Genomic DNA, 15,863 nt, shown 5'->3' on the forward strand with positions numbered 1-15,863 from the left:
ATTGCCGGAGCCAGCCATGAGCGAGCGCGAAACCATGGAGTACGACGTCATCACGGTCGGCGCCGGTCCGGCCGGACTGGCGTTCGCGATCCGCCTCAAGCAGCTCAAGCCCGACATCCGCGTCTGCGTGATCGAGAAGGCGTCGACGATCGGCGCACAGGTGCTGTCCGGCGCGGTCATCGAGCCGGAACCGCTGAATGAACTGCTGCCCGAATGGGGCGCGAATCCACCGTCACCCTGCGTGGCGGCGACGAAGGACGAGTTCTGGTGGCTGCGTGACGCCACGCGCGCGCTGAAATCGCCGCTGGTGCCGCCACAGATGCACAACCACGGCAACTTCATCGTTTCGCTCGGCGCGCTGTGCGCCTGGCTCGCGCCACAGGCCGAGGCACTCGGGGTCGACGTGTTCCCCGGCTTCGCCGCCAGCGAGGCCGTGTTCGACGAAGCCGGCGCGGTGCGCGGCGTGCGCATCGGCGACATGGGCGTGGCCCGCGACGGTTCGCAGAAGCCTTCGTACACCCAGGGCATCGACATCGTCGCACCGGTGACCGTGCTTGCCGAAGGCTGTCGCGGCAGCATCAGCAAGCAGCTCATCCGCAAGTACCGCCTCGATGCCGACCGCGATCCGCAGACCTACGGCATCGGCATGAAGGAACTCTGGCAGGTGCCGGCCGGACGGGTCGAGCCCGGCAAGATCATGCACACGCTCGGTTGGCCGCTCGATGCGGCGACCTACGGTGGCAGCTTTCTCTATCACCTCGACCAGGACCGCATCGCGGTCGGCTTCGTCGCCGGGCTCGATTATCCCGACCCGAAATTCACGCCGTTCGAGGCCTTCCAGCAGCTCAAGAACCATGCCCTGATCAAGCCTCTGCTCGAAGGCGGCCAGATCCTTTCGGCCGGAGCGCGCGCGCTCGTCGAGGGCGGCCTGCAATCGCTGCCGAAGGTCGAGATGCCGGGTGCCCTGCTGATTGGCGATTCCGCCGGCCTGGTCAACGTGCCGAAGATCAAGGGCACGCACCAGGCCCTGCGCTCGGGCATGCTCGCCGCCGAGCACGTCGCCGAACACGGCACGAGTACGGGCTGGGATGCAAGGCTGCGCGACTCGGTCGTGGCGAAGGAACTGCGCAAGGTGCGCAACATCCGCCCGGGCTTCAACAAGGGCCTGTGGTTCGGCCTCGCCAATGCCGCGTGGGAGACCGCGACCGCCGGCCACTCGCCGTGGACGCTGAAGAACCACGCCGACCATTCCGCCCTGAAGCGCGTCGACGAATACGAATCACCGGACCGCCACTGGACCGAACGCACGCTGCCGCCGCGCGACCGCCTCGCCAGCGTCTACTTTGCCGCCACCGAGCACGACGAGGACCAGCCCGTCCACCTGCACGTCGCCGATACCAACATCTGCATCACTCGCTGCGTCGCCGAGTACGCCAACCCGTGCACGCGCTTCTGTCCGGCCGGTGTCTACGAGATCGTCGAGGACGAGGCCGGCAAGCGCCTGCAGATCAACGCCGCCAACTGCGTGCACTGCAAGACCTGCGACATCAAGGACCCGTACCAGATCATCACCTGGGTCACCCCGGAAGGCGGCAGCGGGCCGAACTACCAGGGCCTTTGACGTGCACGTCATGGCCTCTGCCTGCTGCGCCTCCGGCATTGCAATCGCGACTGAAACCGCTCCCACAAGAATGGTGCGGCGCTGAACGAAGGTCCGTGGGCGCGACTGACCAACCGTTCGGCTGTTGAAGACCGGTCGCGATGCGTTGGTACAGCCAGGGCTCACGGCTGAAGCCGTTTCCTACAGCGTCGCGCCTCGCAGGAAGCGGCCTCAGCCGTGATGCTCCTGCGACGAGCGTGGTGTCCCGACAACGGGAATGCCCAGACCGCGCACCTGCCCCGAGCGCGGCAGGCCGAGGCCGAGGCGCAGGCCATCGCCGATGCGGCTGGCATATTCGCGCATGACCGCCGCCGACCCGGCGTCGAGCACCTCGCCCGCGGTTTCGCCCCACATCGCCAGCCAATGCTCGAAGTGCTCGACGCCGATCGCATGCGGCCGGTGCTTGGCCATCGGGTTGCCGCGATAGGTGCCGGCGCGCAGCACGGTCGAGCACCAGAACGAGGTCAGCAGGCGCTTGTGCTCCGGCCAGTCCTCGACCACCGGGTTGAACACCGCACCGAGCATCGCATCGGCACGGACCTTGTCGTAGAAGCGGTCGACGAGCGCGGCGATGCCTTCCTCGTCGAGTCGGTGAGCGGGCATGGATGAGCGGTCCTGCATGGCGGCACAAGCATGGGGTGGCGACGATGCGCCACGCCCTGACGCCGATCAAGTGGACGAGACGCCACACCCGCCGGTGTGGGAAGCTGCGCGGCTTTCCGCACCGGACATCCGCATGATTACGCCCCGGATCGCCCTCGTCACCACGCGCGCCGCGCGCGGGCTCGATGACGACATGGAACCACTGGTCGATGCGCTCACGCAGGCCGGTGCGCAGGTGGCCGTGGTCGACTGGGACGATGCCACGCTCGACTGGGCCGCGTTCGAACTCGCCGTGCTGCGCTCGCCGTGGGACTACACGCAACGGACCGACGAATTCCTCGCCTGGCTGGACCGCGCGTCAGCGCTGACGCGGATGCTCAATCCGCCCGATGTGCTGCGCTGGAATGCCGACAAGCACTATCTCGCCGATCTCGATCGTGCCGGCGTGGCGATCGTGCCGAGCCGCTTCGTCGACGTCGGCGATGATGCCGCGGCGGCGGTCGACGCCTTCCTCGGCGATTTCCCGACGTTCGCCGACATCGTCGTCAAGCCCTGCATCGGTGCGGGCTCGCGCGATGCGCAGCGGCATGCGCGCGACAGCCGCGCGGCAATGCTGGCCCACGTCGAACGCCTGCTCGCGGCCGGCCGCGAGGTGCTGCTGCAACCGTATCTCGCCCGCGTCGACGAAGCGGGCGAAACCGCGCTGATGCATTTCGACGGCAGGTTCAGCCATGCCATCCGCAAGGGCCCGCTGCTGCGGCGTGGCAACGATCCGACGCGCGCGCTGTTCGCACCCGAGCACATCACGCCACGCACCCCGGGCGCGGACGAACTCGAACTGGCGCGACGAGCGCTGGCCGCGATCCCGTTCGCCGGACCACTCGCCTACGCGCGCGTCGACCTGATCCGTGACGTCGACGGAGCGCCGGTGCTGCTCGAACTCGAACTGGCCGAGCCCTCGCTGTTCTTTGCCCACGGCGAGGCCTCGGCGGCGCGATTCGCCGATGCACTGCTCGCGCAAACCCGCCAGCCGCGTTGAGCATGGCTTGACCAAACCGGGCGCAGCGCACACTCCGATGCGGCTTGGCGGGCTTCATCCAGGACTTGTCCACAGCCCTGTCCACGGCGGGTGTGGATAACCCGGCCATGCACCGAACGAACACCGGGCTTGCGTCGTTCCGGGTTACAATCCCGCGGCTTTGCACACACTGAAGGGAACCCTGCAGCGATGAAGATCCTGGTCGGTTACAAGCGCGTCGTCGACTACAACGTGCGCATCCAGGTCAAGCCGGACGGCTCCGGCGTCGTCACCGAAGGCGTCAAACAATCGGCCAACCCGTTCGACGACATCGCCCTCGAGGAAGCGCTGCGCCTGCGTGAGAAGGGCGTCGCCAGCGAGGTCGTGGTCGTCACCATCGGTCCTGCCGACGCCCAGGCCCACCTGCGCAACGGCCTCGCCATGGGTGCCAACCGCGCCATCCACGTGGTCACCAGCGATGCAATCCAGCCGCTGACCGCCGCGCGCGTGCTGCTCAAGCTGGTCGAGAAGGAGCAACCGGACATCGTCCTTCTCGGCAAGCAGGCGATCGACGACGACTGCAACCAGACCGGCCAGATGCTCGCTGCGCTGTGGGACCGTCCGCAGGCGACCTTCGCCTCGAAGGTCGAGGTGAACGGCCGCGCCGCACGCGTCACGCGCGAGGTCGATGCCGGCCTCGAAACGATCGAGGTCGATCTGCCTGCCGTCATCAGCGCCGACCTGCGCCTGAATGAACCACGCTTCATCAAGCTGCCGGACATCATGAAGGCGAAATCCAAGCCGCTGGAGACGATCGCCTTCGCCGACCTCGCGGTCGAATCGGGAGATCACCTGACGACCACGCACTACGCACCACCGGCGAAGCGCGCCAAGGGCGTGATGGTCAAGGACGTCGCCGAACTCGTGTCCGCGCTCAAGGCGAAGGGGCTGGTCTGATGAAGCCGCACCTGATCGGCGCCCTCTGCGCCGTGCTCGGCAGCCTGGCCGCCTGTTCGGACCGTGCGGCCGAGAAGCCGCGCGCGGACGAAGCGATCGCGCGCAGCGAGCCGACCTCGGCGCCGGCCGAGGCTGCGGCCCCTGCCGATCCCTCGGCGGGACATTGCGCGCAGGTCGGCGGCAACTGGAACGAAGCCTCCGGGCAATGCCAGGTCAACGCGGCGATGTGCGCGAGCACCGGCGCCGGCACCTGGAGCGAAGGCGTCGGCTGCGTCACCGCCGGTATCGCCAGCGAAGCCGACTGCGTCGGCTTCGGCGGCATGCGCTGGGACGGTAGCCAGTGCGTGCTCGCGTTCCTCGACCGCAACGATCTCAAGAACATCGGACTTTAATCATGGCCAAGGTACTCATCGTCGCCGAACACCTCGACGGCAAGCTCAACAACAGCACCGCACGCTGCGTCACCTGCGCGCAGGCGCTCGGCGCCGAGGCGGTGGACGTGCTGGTGCTCGCCGCCGATCCGGCCGGCGTCGCCGCGGAAGCGGCAAAGGTCGAAGGTGTCGCAAAGGTCGTCACGGTCGCGCGCGCCGAGAATGCGCACGCACTCGCCGCAGTGCTCGCGCCGCAGGTCGTGGCGGTCGTCAGTGACGGCTACAGTCACGTGCTCGCGCCGTCGACCACCTTCGGCAAGGATCTCATGCCGCGCGTCGCCGCCCTGCTCGGCGTCGCCCAGGTCTCCGACATCATGGCGGTGGAGTCGGCGCACAGCTTCAAGCGCCCGATCTACGCCGGCAATGCGATCGTCACCGTCGAAGCACCGACCGGCAGCGTGCTCGTCGGCACCGTGCGTACGGCCTCGTACGCGGCCGCAGCCAGCACTGCGAACGCCGCAGCGATCGAAGCGCGCACGCTCGACGTCGCCGTGCCCGCACACACACGCTTCGTCGAACTCGCCCAGGGCAAGAGCGATCGCCCGGACCTGCAGGGCGCATCGCGTGTCGTCTCCGGCGGGCGCGCGCTCGGTTCAGCGGAGAACTTCGCCATCATCTACGCGCTTGCCGACAAGCTCGGCGCGGCGGTCGGCGCATCACGCGCCGCGGTGGACGCCGGTTACGTACCGAGCGATCTCCAGGTCGGCCAGACCGGCAAGATCATCGCCCCCGAGCTCTACTTCGCGGTCGGCATCTCCGGTGCGATCCAGCACCTCACCGGCATCAAGGACGCCGGCACGATCGTGGCGATCAACAAGGATGCCGAGGCGCCGATCTTCGAGATCGCCGACTTCGGCCTCGTCGGCGACCTGTTCAAGCTCGTGCCGGAGCTCGAGCAGGCACTGTAGAAGCCCCTGTAGCTGCAGGAGCCACTTCAGGGGGATGCTTTCCCCGGCGGTGTACGAAAATGCATCGCCCGTGAACGGGCTCCTACGGCAGCGGGTCGGACTCCGCGTCAGCGCAATCGTCCTCGCCGCAATCCTCTTCAGGTTCCTCATCCTCGCAGATGTCCTCGTCTGCGCAGGGGTCGTAGCCGGGCACGTCGCGGAACCTGTCCGGGTGGCGTTCGAGGAAGGCCTCACCGGCGGCCTCGGCGGCAGCGATGCGCGCCTCGTCGGACGGATGCGTCGACAGCCAGGCCGCTGCGTCGCCGTAGTCCTCGTGGGCTTGCTGCAGGTTGCGCATCCCCTCGGCGAACCAGGCCGGTGATTCGCCCATCGCTTCGAGCGTGGCGAACGCGTAGCGGTCCGATTCTTCCTCGAAACCGCGCGAGTAATGGTTTTGCAGCAGGAAGGTCGGCACGCCGATGACGACCGAACTGGCCGCGCTGACGTCGCCAGCGAAGAAGGCGCCGAGCACGATCACGAAGGAACTGCGCAAGGTCTGGCGCAAAGCATGGCGATGCTGCTGATGACCGAGCTCGTGGGCGATGATGGCGTCGAAGGCGCGGTCATCGCTCATCGCTTCGACCAGATCATCAGTGACGACGATGGTACCTCCCGGCAGGGCCAGCGCGTTGGCGCCGACCTCGTCGGAATGGCGAAACTCCAGCCGATGCGCGCGCACCGTCGCAGCGGCCGCGACCACGCGCTCGAAGCGTGCGCGCAGTTCCGCTTCGCGCGCGCTCTCCAGGCCGCTCGGTCCGAAGCCAAAATGATCATCGAGCTGGGCAAGCACGCCATCACCGAGCCGGTCCTCGACACTCATCGGCACCTGTTCGGCAATGCGGTCCGCGGCCCAGGGGATTCCCCAGACGACCGCAACGACGAGCGCGGCGACGCACACGACGATGGAAGCCGCGACTGCGTGGGCATGGCGTTCGAGCCGATCGACGAGACGTTGCAGGCGATCCTCGCTCGGGAACCAGGCGTCGAGCAGCGGGTGGTCGGCGACGAGCAGACGTGCGCCGTCGTCAAACGCGATCGTGCGCGGCGTGCGGCCGAGGCGTGGCGTGATGCGCAGGCCGGCAAGCGCCGCGCTGCGCTCGACGCCATCGCCGGCGACATGCACGACGCCGGCCGCGTCGCGGCTCACCATCACCTCATGCATGCGGCTGGTGACGCCGTCGAACCAGTGGGCGGAAAAGGTGTTCACAGGCCGATGTCGATGTCGAACAGGCCGTCGACTTCGGCCGCGGTGGCATCGATCTCGCCACGGCGTTCGGCGACGAGTTCCTGGAGGTCGTCGGCGGCAAGCAGGCAGAGCGATTCGGCGCGGTAGCGCGCGATGCGGATCTTCGCCCACGGGATCAGCAGGCCCGCGCTGGCGAGGATGGCTAGCGTGTTGAACGCATAGATGCCGAGCAGCTTGTGCCCCTTCAGCGTCGAGCGCAGGCGCCGGCCGCCGATGTCGACATGGTTGTAGACGAGGTTGATCAGCGCCGCCTGCAGGAACACGAAGACCACGAAATAACCCGCGTAGAAACCGCCGACGACCGTCATCAGGTACCAGAACGGCGGCTCACCTCCGGATTCTCCCAATGCCGCCGACGCCGCGGCGAGACCGATCACGGCAAGGAAAAAGACAAACATCAGTGCCGACAGCGCGCCCCAGGCGATCAGGTAGGGAATGTAGAAACGCCCAGGCGCGAGGACGAAACGAAACCCGTGGCCACCGTAGCGGTGGTGCTCGACGACGAACTGCTTCTGTTTGCCCTGGACCCACGGGTAGAGCATGCCGAGCGTGAGCACCGTCGGGATCAGCAGCAGCAGGTAGCGGACATAGGCCTCGGCATAGTCGGGAATGAAACGGAACACGAGCCCGCGCCACGACGAGTAGCGTGCGCGAAAGGCGAGACCACGCACGAGCAGCCAGGGCGTGGCGAGCATGATCACGCCGATGAGCACGAGCTGCCAGACCAGGCTGTACTGGCTGGCCAGCACGTAAGCGACGAACAGGGTCACCGCGATGATGCGGCCCTTGAGGATCGGCCAGGGCTTGGCAAGGAACTCGAACGGCACGCCGGCCAGATGCGTACTGGCGTAGAAGTAGCGCTGCGTACGCACCTTGGCCCAGGCCGAGTAGAGGCCAAGGGTGACGATGCTCAGGGCGAGGTTGACGATCCAGATGCGGAAATACTCGCGCGCATCGCCGTCGAAGGCGAAGCGATGTTCAACCATCGGAGCCGGCGGAGCCGGCCACCAGGCCTGCACGTCGGCAGGTGGTGCTGGCGGAACTGGCGGTGACGCAAGCGCACCGATGACGTCCTCGTGCATTCCTTCTCCCCGGCCCACGCCGGGAGTCTGTCGGACCTCGCGGGCCTCCGGCGCGCGCAGTCTACGCGACGCGCGCGCGCGCGCGAACCCCGGACGCCGGCCCGAGCAGCAGATCGGCGGCATGCTCGGCAATCATGATCGTCGGCGCATTCGTATTGCCGCCGGGCAGGGTCGGCATGATCGAGGCATCGACCACGCGCAGGCCGGTGAGGCCGTGCACGCGCAGTTCGCTGTCGACCACCGCATGGGCATCGATGCCCATGCGACAGGTGCCGACCGGGTGGTAGATCGTTTCGGCCTTGCGGCGCACAAAGGCTTCCAGCATGCGGTCGTCATCGCCATCCACGCCGGGGAAGATCTCGGCGCCGCGATATGCGTCGAACGGCGCCTGCGCGAAGATGCGCCGCGACAGGCGCACGCCCTCGATCATCATCGCCAGGTCGTAGCCTTCCGGGTCACTCAGGTAGTTCGCATGGATTGCCACCGGCTGCGCGGGATCGGCCGAGCGCAATTCGAGACGACCACGGCTGCGCGGGCGCAGCGCGCAGGCATGCACGGTGTAGCCGCAACCGTCGAGGCGATGACGGCCGTGGTCGTCGAGCAGGGCCGGCACGAAGTGCAGTTGCATGTCGCAGCGCTCATCGGTGGCCAGGCGCGTGCGCACGAAACCGCCGCATTCGGCGATGTTCGAAGTACCGATGCCGCGTCGGTGCAACAGGAATTCGAGCGCGACGGCGACATCGTTGGCGCGGTCGTAGCTGATCGCTTCGGTCGAACGCTGCAGGGTGCAGATGTCCAGATGATCCTGCAGATTGGCGCCAACACCCTCGAGCGCGTTGCGCACGGTGATGCCATGCGCGCGCAACTGATCCGCCGGGCCAATGCCTGAAAGCATCAGCAGTTGTGGCGAGTTGACTGCGCCCCCGCAGAGGATCACTTCACCTGCTTCGGCGCGGCGCAAGCGCCCACGCTGGCGATAGTCGACACCCACCGCGCGCGTGCCGCAGACGAGCACGCGCTGGGCCAAGGCATGGGTACGCACCTCCAGATTCGGGCGGCCGCGCGCGCGGCCCAGCCAGGCCTTCGCCGTCGAGCAGCGCGTACCGTCACGCTGGGTCACCTGGTACCAGCCAACGCCCTCCTGGCTAGCGCCGTTGAAATCGGCATTGCGCACCTGGCCGGCAGCAACGGCGGCCTCAAGGAACACTTCCGACAGCGGATTGTGGTGGCGCAGGTCGGCGACACTGAGCGGCCCACCGCTGCCATGCCAGGCATCGGCACCGCGTGCATTGTCCTCGCTGCGCTTGAAGCGCTCGAGCACCGCCGCCCACGACCAACGCGCATCATCCACGGCACGCGCCCATTCGTCGTAGTCGGCGGCGACACCTCGCGTATAGCACATGGCATTGATCGAACTCGACCCACCGAGAACCTTGCCGCGCGGCCACCACAGACGGCGCCCGTCAAGGTTTGGTTCGGGCTCGGTCGTGTAGTTCCAGTTGAGCCGTCGGTTCGTCGCCAGCTTGGCCAATCCGGCCGGCATGTGGATGAACGGATGCCAGTCGCGCCCACCGGCTTCGAGCAGGAGCACACGCTTCGACGAATCGGCGCTCAAGCGCTCGGCGAGCACGCAACCGGCGGAGCCGGCGCCGACGATCACGTAATCGTAGCTCATGGCAGTCCTGCAGATGGTGGGTCCGACGAGGCTAGACGGCGAGCATAGAGCACATGCTCGAACGCACGCCGAGTCGCACGGGTGCGCGAGCGGTGTCAGGCCAGTACCTCGACCGCAGCGCCGACCCGCAACGTGCCGACACCGCGCGGAATGAGGTTCTGTCCGAACGACACGCCTTTCGGCGTGCGCCGGTAGGTCAGCAGCGTGCGCAAGGGCTCGCCATCCGCGGAGAATTCACCACGCCCGAAGTCGAGCGTGGTGAACACGCAGCGGATGCACGGCTTGACCACGTCGAATTCGATGCCGCCGATACGCACACGCTTCCAGCCGTCCTCGGCATGCGCGGCCACGCCGTCGACGACGAGATTCGGACGGAACCGCAGCATCGGCACGGGCTCGGCGAGCCTTGCATTGAGCGCGTCGAGAGCGGCCTGCGAGATCAGCAACAGTGGGTAGCCGTCGGCAAAGCTGACGAGATCGCCTGGCTGCGCATATGCCGGATCGACCGGGCGCACAGCCGACTCGTCCATGTGGACGAACGCGGCCGGAAAGCCGAGATACGCGCTGATCCAGGCGTCGGCCTCGGGCTCGGCCATGCGTGCCGAAACGACGCTGCCCCACACCTCCACCCTGCGTCGGGCTGACACGTCGGCGAGTGCACGCACTATCAGTGCCGGCATGCCGGGCGCATCGATGTGCAGGCCCTCGGCGGCTGCCCGCGCCCGCAGCAGGACCAAGCGCGGCAGCTTGCGCGCGGTGAGGAAGCGGCCGCTCTCATCGACCACCATCCAGCGCCGATCAGCGACGAGGCCACGCGCCTCGACTTCGGCCTCCGCGGGCGACAGCGGCGCGCAGGACTTGAGCGGAAAAACGTGCAGTGCCGTCAGTGTCGGCTTCATGTTGTCTCGTCCTGGACACGTCCGGACGGCAGCTTGCGTTGCTCGCGCCACAGGCCCCAGGCGCCGACGCCGAAGCAGCCGGCGACGAACATGCCGACACCGAACACGGCGTGGCTGCCAAACGCCGCGACGAACTTGTGCAGCCAGACGAAAGTGAGATCGCCGCCGCGATAGATGACCGTGTCGATCGCCGCACCGGCCTTGTAGCGCCACTCGCGCGGCACGCGCGTGTAGATCGTCTCGCGCGCCGGCTTGTTGAGGCAGAACTCGCTGCTGCGCGTGACGATCTGCACGATCGCCACCATCAGCGGCAGTGGATTCGCGGCAAGCAGGGCGTAGCCGATGAAGATCGCCAGCGACGGCAGCAGCAAGGCCGGGGCGACGCCGAAGCGCGACAGCAACCAGCGCGTGACGAAGACCTGCACGATGAGGGTCAGTGCGTTGATGGCGAGGTCGATGTTCGCGTAGAAGGCCGTCGCCTCGCGCGCATCGGTGTAGAACCTGCGCACGATCGCGGCCTGCTCGTTGTACAGCAGGGTGCCGACGCCGACGCCGAACAGCACGACCATCGCCATCCAGCGCAGCAGCGGTTCGCGCATGACCAGGGTCAGGCCGGCGAGCACACCGCCGCCCATCGCCGTCTCGCGGCTGCGATCGCCGCGCGCCTGCTCGCGCGCGACCGCCCACTGGCGCAGGCGCATCTGGCAGGCCAGGCACAACACCAGGAAGCCGCAGGCGACGAGCATGAGGTTGGCGATGCCGACACGCTCGACCAGCACGCGCGTCAGGATCGGCCCGAGAAAGGCACCGATCGTGCCGGCCGCACCGATGTAGCCGAAGTACGCACGCGCTTCGACGTCGTCGAACACGTCGGCCATGAAGCTCCAGAACACCGCCACCGCGAACAGGTTGAACACGGCGATCCAGACGAAGAACGCCATGCCCCGCCCCGGCATGCCGCTGTCGAAGGCCAGGTAGAACAACAGCAGGGTGGCGATGAAGAACAGGTACACGACCGGCAGGAACACGCGCCGCGGGAAGCGGCTGACCAGCAGGCCATAGGCCGGCTGCAGCAGCAGCATGACCAGAAAGGTGATGGTGAACAGCACCTGCAGGGTGAACGCGCCGGCATCGAGGCCGTGACTGGCGAACCAGTCGATCAGCCAGGGCGGGAAGACCGCGCGCACGTCAGCCGATGCGCCCATTGCCTCGCGCACCGGACGCAGCACGTAGTAGCCGCTCAACAGGCAGAAGAAGTACAGGAACGCCCACAGCAGCGGCGGTGAAGCGCGTAGCGCGGCATTGAAGCGCCCGAGGCCGGAAGCCGGCTTGGCAACGTCGTTCATCGGCATCCGGAGGAAACGCGGCGTCGCGCGCACGGTAGCGGCCGGCCGCGCGCGGTGCAATGCACAACCAGTTCCTCCTTTCTCCCCGTTGGGTACGGAGAGAAGGAACAGATGGCATCATTCCAGCCCCGGTACGGACCCCGAACATGACGATCGAGACGATTTCCGAACAGCGCAGCTTCGGCGGCACGCAGGGCTTTTACCGGCATGTCTCGGAGGAAACCGGCGGGGTGATGCGCTTCGGCGTGTTCCGGCCACCGCTCGGCCGCGGTGACAAGGCACCGGTTCTGTACTGCCTCGCCGGCCTGACCTGCACCGAGGAGACCTTCGCGATCAAAGCCGGTGCGCAGCGGCTCGCCGCTGAACTTGGCCTGGTCCTCGTCACGCCCGATACCAGCCCGCGCGACACCGGCATCGACGGCGCGACCGGCGACTGGGAATTCGGCGAGGGCGCCGGCTTCTACCTCGATGCAACGACACCGGCGTTCGCGTCAGGTTTCCGCATGTACAGCTACGTGACGAAGGCACTGCCGGCCGTCATCGCGGCGAACTTCGCCGACGCCGACCTCTCTCGCGAATCGATCCTCGGCCATTCGATGGGCGGCCACGGCGCGCTGACGATCGCACTGAAGAATCCGGACCGCTATCGCTCGGTGTCGGCCTTCGCACCGATCGTCGCACCGAGCCTGGTGCCGTGGGGACAGAAGGCGCTGCCGCGTTACCTCGGCGACGACGCGCAGGCCTGGCGAGCATACGACAGCGTCGCCCTGCTCGAGGACGGCGCACGTTTCCCCGGCACGCTGCTGGTCGATCAGGGCCAAGCCGACAAGTTCCTCGAACCACAGTTGCAGCCGTGGCGCCTCGACGCCGCCGCGCGCGCCGCCGGCCAGGCACTCACGCTGCGCCTGCACGCCGGCTACGACCACAGCTACTGGTTCATCCAGAGCTTCATCGAGGACCACCTGCTGCACCATGCAGCGGCGTTGCATGGGTGAGGTGCGCGCGCTGGCGCACGGCGACGAGGATCGCCCCTGAAGGGGCTCCTACGAGGGATCCTTCGGCGAGACCCACATCGTGATGTCGGCGTCGAACACGACGACATCGCCCGCGTCGCGCACTTCGACCAGGGCATGCACCTCGCGCGCGGAGCCGGCCTCGATCGCCGGCACGCGCGCAGTCGCGACGAGGACGCCGCGCGCCTTGGCAAGGTAGCGCACGGTCATGCCCTTCGGGATCCAGCGCATGGCATCCGGAATCGTCGCGTCGGTGGCGAGGCCGCCGGCCAGTTCGGCCGCATTGCACAGCGCGATCGCGTGCACCGTGCCGATGTGGTTCTGGATCGCGCGGCGCTGGCGCAGGCGCACGACACAGGCGCCCGGTTCGAGGCGTTCGATGGTCGGACGGATCGAGGCGAAGTACGGCGCCTGCCAGCAGATCAGGCGCGAATAGAGCCAGCGCCCCGGCGTCGATCCGCCGAGGCGCCGGAACAGCGCGAGTGCGCGCGAGGCCACGACCTCAGGCCACGCTGCGCAAGGCATTCGGCGGGGACTTCGCCGTGGCCGAACGCAGTTCGGCCGGGTCGAAGTCGTCGACCGAGATGAACTCGAACGAGGCCGCGCGCACATGCTCGAGCAACTGGCGTTCGGCGGAGTCGATGAAGCCTTTCGCTTCCGCATCGGCGATCTGCGCAGCGAAATCGAAGCCGGCGACTTCGCCGGACTTGACCGCCTTCAGGAACTTGCGCTCGACCGGTTCGGCGGCGATGACCTCTGGCAGCAGCGCGTTCATGCGACCAACCGGGTTGTTCGCGGTCGGCGTGAGATAGGCGCCGTCGACGAGACGCGAGCGCGCTTCGTTCGGTGCGGTCAGGATCGCGGCGACGCGACGGCCGAGACGATCCGACGGCGGCACTTCGCGGCGGCCGAACGGGAACACCAGCGCACGCAGCAGCCAGGCCACCGGACGCAGAGGAAAGTTGCGCAGCACGCCGTCGAGTGCGCCCTGCATGCGCCAGGCGCATTCGTGGAAGGCCCAGGCCAGCAGCGGGCGGTCGGTGGACGGGCGGCCATCGTCCTCGTACTTCTTGAGCAGACTCGAGGCGATGTAGAGGTAGGAGAGCACATCGCCGAGGCGCGCCGAGATCTTCTCCTTGAACTTGAGCTTGCCACCGAGCACGAGCATCGAGGTGTCGGCGACCAGGGCGAGCGCGGCGGAGTAGCGGTTGAGCTTGCGGTAGTAGCGGCGCGTGCAGGCATCCCCCGGCACGCGGCCGATCTTCGCTGCGGTCAGGCCGAGCACGAAACTGCGCGCGGCATTGGAGATGCCGAAGCCGATATGCCTGAACAGCACGCGGTCGAAGGCGCGCAGGCGCGTGCCGTAGTCCTCGATCGCCGCGGCCTGCATTTCCTCCAACACATGGGGATGGCAGCGGATCGCGCCCTGGCCAAAGATCATCAGGCTGCGCGTCATGATGTTCGCGCCTTCGACCGTGATCATGATCGGTACGCCCTGCCAGGCGCGGCCAAGATAGTTGCCGGGACCGAGGATGACGCCCTTGCCGCCATGCACGTCCATGGCATCGCGCGAGACTTCGCGCGCCCACTCGGTGGCGTGGTACTTGGCGATCGCCGAGGGCACCGCCGGCCGCTCGCCACGATCGACTGCCGCGGCCGTGGCGCGCGACAGCGCCGCCGTCGCGTAGGTGTAACCGCCGATGCGAGCGAGCGCATCCTCGACACCTTCGAAGCGACCGATGGCGAGGCCGAACTGCTTGCGCAGGCGCGCATAGGCGCCGGTCGCCGCCGCGCCCATGCGGCTGCCGCCGGTTGCGGTCGATGGCAGCGAGATCGCACGGCCGACCGACAGACACTCGACCAGCATGCGCCAGCCCTGCCCGGCCATGTCCGGGCCACCGATCAACTGCGACAGCGGTACGAACACGTCCTTGCCGCGCACCGGGCCATTCTGGAACGGCACGTTGAGCGGGAAGTGGCGGCGACCGATCTCCAGCCCCCTGGTGTCGCGCGGAATCAGCGCAAGCGTGATGCCGAGATCCTCGACGTCACCGAGCAGGTGGTCGGGATCGTGCATGCGGAAGGCGAGGCCGACGATGGTCGCCACGGGCGCCAGCGTGATGTAGCGCTTGTCGAAGGTCAGGCGGACGCCCAGCACGTTGCCACCCTGCCACTCGCCCTTGCAGACGATGCCATAGTCCGGGATCGCGGTCGCGTCGGAGCCGGCGTATGGACCGGTGAGGGCGAAGCATGGAATCTCGCGACCATCGGCCAGACGCGGCAGGTAGTGATTCTTCTGCTCGTCGGTGCCGTAGTGCAGGAGCAGTTCGGCCGGGCCGAGCGAGTTCGGCACCGCCACCGTCGAGGACACCGTGGCCGACATGCTGGCGATCTTCTGCAGCACGGCCGAGTGCGCGAGTGCGGAGAAGCCAAGGCCGCCGTACTGCTTCGGGATGATCATGCCGAAGAACTTGTTGGCCTTGAGGTATTCCCACATCTCCGGCGGCAGGTCCGCCAGTTCGTGCGTGATCTGCCATTCGTCGATGCGCTTGCACAGCCCCTCGACCGGACCGTCGAGGAAGGCGCGTTCCTCGACACTGAGTTCGGGCCTGGGCTGGGCGAGCAGCTTTTTCCAATCGGGCTTGCCGCTGAACAGTTCGCCCTCGAAACCGACCGTGCCGGCCTCGAGCGCGATCTGCTCTGTCGGTGAGAGCTGCGGCGTGATCTTGCGGTAGATCGCCAGCAGCGGTGCGCTGATGCGCTTGCGGCGGAAGTCGTCGAGGTTGAGCGGCAGCGCGACCAGCGCGAACACCAGCAACGGGATCGCGGTGGCAAGCCAGTGCGAACCGGCGAGCAGGCCGGCGCCGACCATGGCGACGACGGCAGCGATCGTCCACGCGCGCAAGCCGACGCGAACATAGGCGGCGCCCAGCGAGACGAGCAGCAGGGCCAACAGGGGGGTGAGTTGCAACATGACGGATTCTCC

General features: G+C 67.6%; 14 protein-coding genes. 6 read left to right on the forward strand and 8 right to left on the reverse strand.

The window, feature by feature from the left end:
* Positions 1-16 precede the first annotated feature (16 nt).
* On the forward strand, positions 17-1,621 hold the full coding sequence (locus tag KF907_RS00530) for an electron transfer flavoprotein-ubiquinone oxidoreductase (RefSeq protein WP_291216995.1): 1,605 nt from the start codon (positions 17-19) through the stop codon (positions 1,619-1,621).
* Between the two features lie 210 nt (positions 1,622-1,831).
* Here KF907_RS00530 and KF907_RS00535 read toward each other — a convergent pair whose 3' ends face one another.
* Entirely contained in the window at positions 1,832-2,263 is a 432-nt protein-coding gene (locus KF907_RS00535; protein WP_291216997.1) for a group III truncated hemoglobin, read from the reverse strand.
* Between the two features lie 133 nt (positions 2,264-2,396).
* On the opposite strand from KF907_RS00535, the gene KF907_RS00540 reads away from it, so the two are divergent.
* The 4 genes from KF907_RS00540 to KF907_RS00555 all read left to right on the forward strand — a co-directional run bounded on the left by KF907_RS00540 (position 2,397) and on the right by KF907_RS00555 (position 5,577).
* The gene (locus KF907_RS00540) at positions 2,397-3,302 is read left to right on the forward strand and encodes an ATP-grasp domain-containing protein (protein WP_291216999.1); all 906 of its coding nucleotides are present in this window, start codon (positions 2,397-2,399) and stop codon (positions 3,300-3,302) included.
* A gap of 189 nt (positions 3,303-3,491) precedes the next feature.
* Entirely contained in the window at positions 3,492-4,238 is a 747-nt protein-coding gene (locus tag KF907_RS00545; protein WP_291217001.1) for an electron transfer flavoprotein subunit beta/FixA family protein, read from the forward strand.
* Entirely contained in the window at positions 4,238-4,630 is a 393-nt protein-coding gene (locus tag KF907_RS00550) for a hypothetical protein (protein ID WP_291217004.1), read from the forward strand. The genes KF907_RS00545 and KF907_RS00550 overlap by 1 nt, the downstream gene beginning before the upstream one ends.
* Before the next feature lie 2 nt (positions 4,631-4,632).
* Positions 4,633-5,577, forward strand: a complete 945-nt coding sequence (locus tag KF907_RS00555) for an electron transfer flavoprotein subunit alpha/FixB family protein (protein ID WP_291217006.1) — start codon at positions 4,633-4,635, stop codon at positions 5,575-5,577.
* Positions 5,578-5,659: 82 nt separating this feature from the next.
* Here the strand turns inward: KF907_RS00555 and KF907_RS00560 are convergent, their stop codons facing one another.
* From KF907_RS00560 to KF907_RS00580, 5 genes are all read right to left on the reverse strand, one after another.
* Positions 5,660-6,823 carry a M48 family metallopeptidase gene (locus tag KF907_RS00560; RefSeq protein ID WP_291217010.1) on the reverse strand — a complete coding sequence of 388 codons (1,164 nt, stop codon included), beginning with the start codon at positions 6,821-6,823 and terminating at the stop codon, positions 5,660-5,662.
* The gene (locus KF907_RS00565; protein ID WP_291217012.1) at positions 6,820-7,944 is read right to left on the reverse strand and encodes a YjgN family protein; all 1,125 of its coding nucleotides are present in this window, start codon (positions 7,942-7,944) and stop codon (positions 6,820-6,822) included. The genes KF907_RS00560 and KF907_RS00565 overlap by 4 nt, the downstream gene beginning before the upstream one ends.
* 61 nt (positions 7,945-8,005) lie before the next feature.
* A complete protein-coding gene (locus KF907_RS00570) occupies positions 8,006-9,619 on the reverse strand; it encodes a GMC family oxidoreductase (protein ID WP_291217015.1) in 1,614 nt (537 codons plus the stop codon).
* Between the two features lie 95 nt (positions 9,620-9,714).
* Positions 9,715-10,518: an MOSC domain-containing protein gene (locus tag KF907_RS00575; RefSeq protein WP_291217018.1), complete on the reverse strand. Its 804-nt coding sequence runs from the start codon at positions 10,516-10,518 to the stop codon at positions 9,715-9,717.
* Positions 10,515-11,870, reverse strand: a complete 1,356-nt coding sequence (locus KF907_RS00580; RefSeq protein ID WP_472843812.1) for an NTP/NDP exchange transporter — start codon at positions 11,868-11,870, stop codon at positions 10,515-10,517. The genes KF907_RS00575 and KF907_RS00580 overlap by 4 nt, the downstream gene beginning before the upstream one ends.
* A gap of 140 nt (positions 11,871-12,010) precedes the next feature.
* On the opposite strand from KF907_RS00580, the gene fghA reads away from it, so the two are divergent.
* Entirely contained in the window at positions 12,011-12,859 is an 849-nt protein-coding gene (fghA, locus tag KF907_RS00585) for an S-formylglutathione hydrolase (RefSeq protein ID WP_291217023.1), read from the forward strand.
* Between the two features lie 48 nt (positions 12,860-12,907).
* Here fghA and KF907_RS00590 read toward each other — a convergent pair whose 3' ends face one another.
* Positions 12,908-13,375, reverse strand: a complete 468-nt coding sequence (locus tag KF907_RS00590; protein WP_291217027.1) for a hotdog fold domain-containing protein — start codon at positions 13,373-13,375, stop codon at positions 12,908-12,910.
* A gap of 4 nt (positions 13,376-13,379) precedes the next feature.
* Positions 13,380-15,851, reverse strand: coding sequence for an acyl-CoA dehydrogenase (locus tag KF907_RS00595; RefSeq protein WP_291217029.1), 2,472 nt, complete (start codon positions 15,849-15,851; stop codon positions 13,380-13,382).
* Between the last annotated feature and the right edge of the window lie 12 nt (positions 15,852-15,863).

It is taken from the genome of Dokdonella sp., assembly GCF_019634775.1.
Taxonomy (GTDB): domain Bacteria; phylum Pseudomonadota; class Gammaproteobacteria; order Xanthomonadales; family Rhodanobacteraceae; genus Dokdonella.

What these genes read in the sequence shown, in the direction of transcription:
- KF907_RS00530 (WP_291216995.1), top strand. Translation starts at nt 17, where the DNA reads ATGAGCGAGCGCGAAACCATGGAGTACGACGTCATCACGGTCGGCGCC.
- KF907_RS00535 (WP_291216997.1), bottom strand. Translation starts at nt 2,263, where the DNA reads ATGCCCGCTCACCGACTCGACGAGGAAGGCATCGCCGCGCTCGTCGAC.
- KF907_RS00540 (WP_291216999.1), top strand. Translation starts at nt 2,397, where the DNA reads ATGATTACGCCCCGGATCGCCCTCGTCACCACGCGCGCCGCGCGCGGG.
- KF907_RS00545 (WP_291217001.1), top strand. Translation starts at nt 3,492, where the DNA reads ATGAAGATCCTGGTCGGTTACAAGCGCGTCGTCGACTACAACGTGCGC.
- KF907_RS00550 (WP_291217004.1), top strand. Translation starts at nt 4,238, where the DNA reads ATGAAGCCGCACCTGATCGGCGCCCTCTGCGCCGTGCTCGGCAGCCTG.
- KF907_RS00555 (WP_291217006.1), top strand. Translation starts at nt 4,633, where the DNA reads ATGGCCAAGGTACTCATCGTCGCCGAACACCTCGACGGCAAGCTCAAC.
- KF907_RS00565 (WP_291217012.1), bottom strand. Translation starts at nt 7,944, where the DNA reads ATGCACGAGGACGTCATCGGTGCGCTTGCGTCACCGCCAGTTCCGCCA.
- KF907_RS00570 (WP_291217015.1), bottom strand. Translation starts at nt 9,619, where the DNA reads ATGAGCTACGATTACGTGATCGTCGGCGCCGGCTCCGCCGGTTGCGTG.
- KF907_RS00575 (WP_291217018.1), bottom strand. Translation starts at nt 10,518, where the DNA reads ATGAAGCCGACACTGACGGCACTGCACGTTTTTCCGCTCAAGTCCTGC.
- KF907_RS00580 (WP_472843812.1), bottom strand. Translation starts at nt 11,870, where the DNA reads ATGCCGATGAACGACGTTGCCAAGCCGGCTTCCGGCCTCGGGCGCTTC.
- fghA (WP_291217023.1), top strand. Translation starts at nt 12,011, where the DNA reads ATGACGATCGAGACGATTTCCGAACAGCGCAGCTTCGGCGGCACGCAG.
- KF907_RS00595 (WP_291217029.1), bottom strand. Translation starts at nt 15,851, where the DNA reads ATGTTGCAACTCACCCCCCTGTTGGCCCTGCTGCTCGTCTCGCTGGGC.